General features: G+C 75.8%; 5 protein-coding genes. 3 read left to right on the forward strand and 2 right to left on the reverse strand.

Going from position 1 to position 4,270, the window contains the following annotated elements; translation table 11 throughout:
* Window positions 1-232 precede the first annotated feature (232 nt).
* Window positions 233-808, forward strand: a complete 576-nt coding sequence (locus ABZ641_RS27520; protein ID WP_344621760.1) for a sigma-70 family RNA polymerase sigma factor — start codon at window positions 233-235, stop codon at window positions 806-808.
* Entirely contained in the window at window positions 805-1,479 is a 675-nt protein-coding gene (locus tag ABZ641_RS27525; RefSeq protein ID WP_359985888.1) for a zf-HC2 domain-containing protein, read from the forward strand. The genes ABZ641_RS27520 and ABZ641_RS27525 overlap by 4 nt, the downstream gene beginning before the upstream one ends.
* Before the next feature lie 82 nt (window positions 1,480-1,561).
* Here the strand turns inward: ABZ641_RS27525 and ABZ641_RS27530 are convergent, their stop codons facing one another.
* Together ABZ641_RS27530 and ABZ641_RS27535 are read right to left on the reverse strand one after the other, a co-directional pair.
* Window positions 1,562-3,193 (reverse strand): FAD-dependent monooxygenase, encoded by a 1,632-nt coding sequence (locus tag ABZ641_RS27530; protein WP_359985891.1) that lies wholly within the window; start codon window positions 3,191-3,193, stop codon window positions 1,562-1,564.
* Between the two features lie 86 nt (window positions 3,194-3,279).
* Window positions 3,280-3,807 (reverse strand): DUF1990 domain-containing protein, encoded by a 528-nt coding sequence (locus tag ABZ641_RS27535; RefSeq protein ID WP_359985893.1) that lies wholly within the window; start codon window positions 3,805-3,807, stop codon window positions 3,280-3,282.
* Between the two features lie 171 nt (window positions 3,808-3,978).
* Here ABZ641_RS27535 and ABZ641_RS27540 point away from each other — a divergent pair, with 171 nt between their 5' ends.
* The gene (locus ABZ641_RS27540) at window positions 3,979-4,251 is read left to right on the forward strand and encodes a DUF1876 domain-containing protein (RefSeq protein ID WP_344621764.1); all 273 of its coding nucleotides are present in this window, start codon (window positions 3,979-3,981) and stop codon (window positions 4,249-4,251) included.
* Window positions 4,252-4,270: the final 19 nt, after the last annotated feature.

Consider the following 4,270-nt stretch of genomic DNA (forward strand, 5'->3'; position numbering starts at 1 on the left):
GTTCCCCTCCCCGTCGCTCTTCGGATGTGTGCGGGGCGGGGCCCCGCGCCGCACCCACCACCGATATCGACAGGATCCGGCCCCGACTTGAGGCCCCGGACACCGCGGCGGACACCCCGCCCCGGGCCCGAGTGTCCCGAATCCGTCCCGGCCCGGTCGCGACCCCGTCCCACCACCCGTCCGACCCCGGCAACGTCTCGACCTGGAGGTGCACGTGCGCAAGGATGGCGCCGTGACCGAGCATCCGTACCGACGGAGGGCGGACGCGGGAGGTCCGCCCACCGGCGGCCCGGCCCCGGCGCCCGACGAAGAGCTGATGCGTGCCCTCTACCGGGACCACGCCGGCCCGCTGTTCGGCTTCGTGCTGCGCCTGGTCGGCGGCGACCGGCAGCGCGCCGAGGACGTGGTGCAGGAGACGCTGGTCCGCGCCTGGCGCAACATCCACCGCCTCGACGAGACCGCCACCGGGTCGCTGCGCCCCTGGCTGGTCACCGTCGCGCGGCGGATCGTGATCGACGGCCACCGCAGCAGCATGGCCCGGCCGCGCGAGGTCGACCCCGCGCCGCTGGAGCTGCTGCCCGCCGAGGACGAACTCGAGAAGGCACTGCGGCTGATGACCATCTCCGATGCGCTCGACGACCTGACCGAAGCGCACCGCGAGGTCATCGTCGAGACGTACCTCAAGGGGCGTACCGTCAACGAGGCCGCCGCGGAGCTCGGCATCCCCGCGGGTACGGTCAGGTCGCGCATCTTCTACGGGCTGCGTGCCCTGAAGATCGCGCTGGAGGAGCGAGGAGTGACATCGTGACGTCGCACCACGGGCAGCACGTCGACGTCGGCGCGTACATCCTCGGCGTCCTGGACCCGGAGGACCTCGAAGCCTTCGAGCAGCACCTGGCCGGCTGCGCGGTCTGCGCCGCCGAGATCGACGAACTCTCCGGGGTGGCACCGCTGCTCGCCGAACTCGCGGAGGCCGGTCCGGTCGCCGCGCCGCCCTCGCCGCAACTGCTCGACCGGCTGGTCGGCGAGGTCTCCGCGACCCGGAGGCGCAACCGCGTGCGCCGACTGGCGCTGGTCGCCGCCGCGGCGGTGCTGGTGGTCGGCGGCCCGCTGGCCACCCTGGCCGCGACCAGCGGTGAGACCCACACGCCGCCCGTCGCGACCGCGCAGTTCGCCGCCACCGACCCGGGCACGGGCGTCTCCGCCCAGGTCGGCGTCGAGCCGAAGAAGTGGGGCAGCAGCATCAGCCTGTCGCTCTCGCACGTCAGCGGGCCGCAGGTCTGCGACCTGGTCGCGGTCTCCCGCACCGGCGAGCGCCAGACCGTCACCACCTGGTCGGTGCCCCCGACCGGCTACGGCACCGACGCGCTGCAGACCACCGGCGGCGCCGCACTCGCCCCCGGCGACATCGACCACTTCGAGGTCCGCACCCTCGACGGCAACCACCTGCTGGTCTCCGTCCCGGCGAAGACCGCCTGAACCACCGGTCCCCCGCCCCGGCCGGCACCGCGCCCACCCGGCCGAGGCGGGTCCCTGCGTGTTCGGAGCCCGCCGGTCGTGCTCAGCCGCTGCTGAAGGTGCGGCGCAGCAGGGCGGCGATCCCCGCCGGGTCGGCCGGGTGGACGCGCCCGGCGAGGTAGCCGTCGGGACGGACCAGCACGGCCTCCGGGCTGCGGGCCCCGTACGCGGCGCGGAACTCGTCCAGCCCGTCGCGGACGGCCGGGACCCCGGGCGTGTCCGCCGTGGAGCCGGGCGCGAGCACAGCGTAGACGTCCAGCTCGCCGCGGGCCGCCTCGCGGCCCGCCTCCGCGCAGGCGCCCGGCAGGTCGGCCGGCGCGTCCGGGCCGAGGTAGAGCAACAGGGTGTGGTGCGGGCCGCGCAGCAGGTCGAACAGCCGCTGCGGGAAGGTCGCGAGGGGCTGGACGAGACCGCGGCAGTCCGGCGCCCGCTCGCCCGGCCGGACGGGGAGCACCGCGGCGCCGTCGGCCGCGGCGGCCGGGTCGATCAGCGGGCTGTCCGGGTAGCCCACCAGCAACTGGGCCTCGCGGCGCAGCAGCGTCGCCATGCCGTCGCCGCCTGGGCCGATGCCCGCGCGGGCGTGCCGGACGGTGCGCCCCACGACCTCCTCGCCGACCGGGCGGCGTTCGGCGCCGTAGCTGTCGAGCAGGGCGTCCCCGGCGGCGCCGCGCAGCACCAGGGCGAGCTTCCAGGCGAGGTTGTAGGCGTCCTGGATGCCGGTGTTCATGCCCTGGGCGCCGGTCGGCGGGTGGATGTGGGCGGCGTCCCCGGCGATGAAGACCCGGCCCTGCCGGTAGCGGTCGGCCAGCCGGTGGCTGATCCGGAAGACGGAGGACCAGCGCAGGGCGGAGACGGTCGCCGGCTGCGGCGAGAGCCGGTCGACGACGGCCTGCAGGTGCTCGACGCCGGGCAGGCCGCCGGCGTCCAGGCCGTGCGCGATCCCGTCCCGGCCGGCGGCGTCGCCGACGAGCTCCGGTGCGGCGACCGTGGACATCCGGTAGCGGTTGCGTCCCGGCAGCGGGATCGCCACCAGCACGTCGTCGGGGGCGCCGTCCGGCCGGTGGCGCACCACCCGCACCCCGTACCCGGCGGGCATGTCCCAGTCGATCTCGACGTCGCCGAGCATGTACGACTCGGTGAAGGCGCCGCCGCCGAAGTCCAGGCCGAGGCCCTTGCGCACCGCGCTGTGCGCGCCGTCGCAGCCGACCAGGTACCGGCAGCGGACGCGCTCGGCGCCGCCGCCCGGCGTCCGCAGCACGGCCTCCACGCCGTCCGGGTCCTGCTCGAAGGAGAGCAGTTCGCGGCCGCGCTCCACCCGGGTGCCGAACGTCTCCAGGTGGCCGGTGAGCAGTTCCTCGGTGGCGTACTGCGGCAGCGCCGCGAAGGCGTACGGCACGTCGGCCGGCAGGGCCAGTTCGATCCGCGGCTTCTCCTCGCCGTCGACCCAGCTCAGCTGGCCGTGCATCGGGACGGCCGCGGCGAGCACCTGCCGGGCCAGGCCCATGGTGTCCCAGACCTCCATGGTGCGGGGCTGCACGCCGACGGCCTTCGCGTAGCGCTGCGGCGAGGCCAGCCGGTCGACGATCCGGCACTCGGCACCGTGCCGCCGCAGCTCCGCCGCGGCGGTGAGCCCGACCGGCCCGGCCCCGACCACCAGCACGTCCGTGTCCACCATGACCGGCTCCCATCCGCCGCGGGCGTCTCCTCGACCACCAGCGTGCGCACCCGGACGGACCCCTGCCACTCGCGCGGGGCGGCGCCTCAGGCGGTGGCGGTCGGGGTCCCGCGGGTGGTGAGGCGGCGCAGGGTGCGGGCGCAGTGGCGGGCGTAGAGCCGCTGGAAGACCGGGACGAGGGGGCCGGCGAGGCGGGTGAGGCGGGTGGCGGGGCGGCTGAAGGCGGTGACGGTGAACCAGACGGTGCCGTCGGGGGCGAGTTCGACGACGAAGGACTCCTCGCCGCACTCCGGGTGGCCGGCCAGGGTGCCGTAGGCGAAGCCGGTGCGGCGGGGTTCGTCGACGGCCAGGACGACCTCGCAGCGGCCGGTGATCCGGGCCCGGCCCAGGCCGACCCCGCAGGTGACGCGGGTGCCGGGGACGGCCCGCGGCCCGTCCGCGGAGACCAGGACGCCGGCCGTGCGGTGCATCCGCCAGGTGGTGACGGCCAGGCCGGCGGCGGTGAAGTCCGCGGGTCCGCGGCCGACCGCCGTGCGGTGGCGCAGGTGGTGGTAGCCGGCCGGCAGCGGTCCCGGGCCGGCGGTGGCGCCGACCTCCGGGTAGCTGAGGGTCATCGGGCCTCCGTGGGAGGGGAGCGGTCCGGGTGCGTCACCGCCGACCCTACGGGTGGAAGTGAACGCGTTCGAATCCGGGGTGCCGCAGGTCCGGACGGTGCCGCCCGGCCCGAGTTGGCGGGGCTCCGGGGCGCGGCGCACGCTGGAGGGGAAACCCCGGAGGTGGCCGCCATGATGCACACACTCGTCGGATGGCACATCGAGTTGGAGTTCCAGGAGGAGGGCGACCGGACGAAGGCCGTCGCGATGGTCCGTCTGTCGGACGGCACCGAGGTCCGCTCGCACGGCTTCAGCACCCGCCACCACGCCGACAGCCCGCAGCCCAGGGTGGGCGAGGAGGTCGCCGGGGCGCGCGCCCTCAACGACCTCGCCATGCAACTGCTGACCAAGGCGCACGGCGAACTCAAGGAGAGCGCCAAGGCCCCCGACTACCCGCTGATGTAGCCCGTCCGCGAAGGGCGCT

Source organism: Kitasatospora sp. NPDC007106 (assembly GCF_040634455.1).
GTDB lineage: Bacteria > Actinomycetota > Actinomycetes > Streptomycetales > Streptomycetaceae > Kitasatospora > Kitasatospora arboriphila.

What these genes read in the sequence shown, in the direction of transcription:
- ABZ641_RS27530 (WP_359985891.1), bottom strand. Translation starts at nt 3,193, where the DNA reads ATGGTGGACACGGACGTGCTGGTGGTCGGGGCCGGGCCGGTCGGGCTC.
- ABZ641_RS27535 (WP_359985893.1), bottom strand. Translation starts at nt 3,807, where the DNA reads ATGACCCTCAGCTACCCGGAGGTCGGCGCCACCGCCGGCCCGGGACCG.
- ABZ641_RS27540 (WP_344621764.1), top strand. Translation starts at nt 3,979, where the DNA reads ATGATGCACACACTCGTCGGATGGCACATCGAGTTGGAGTTCCAGGAG.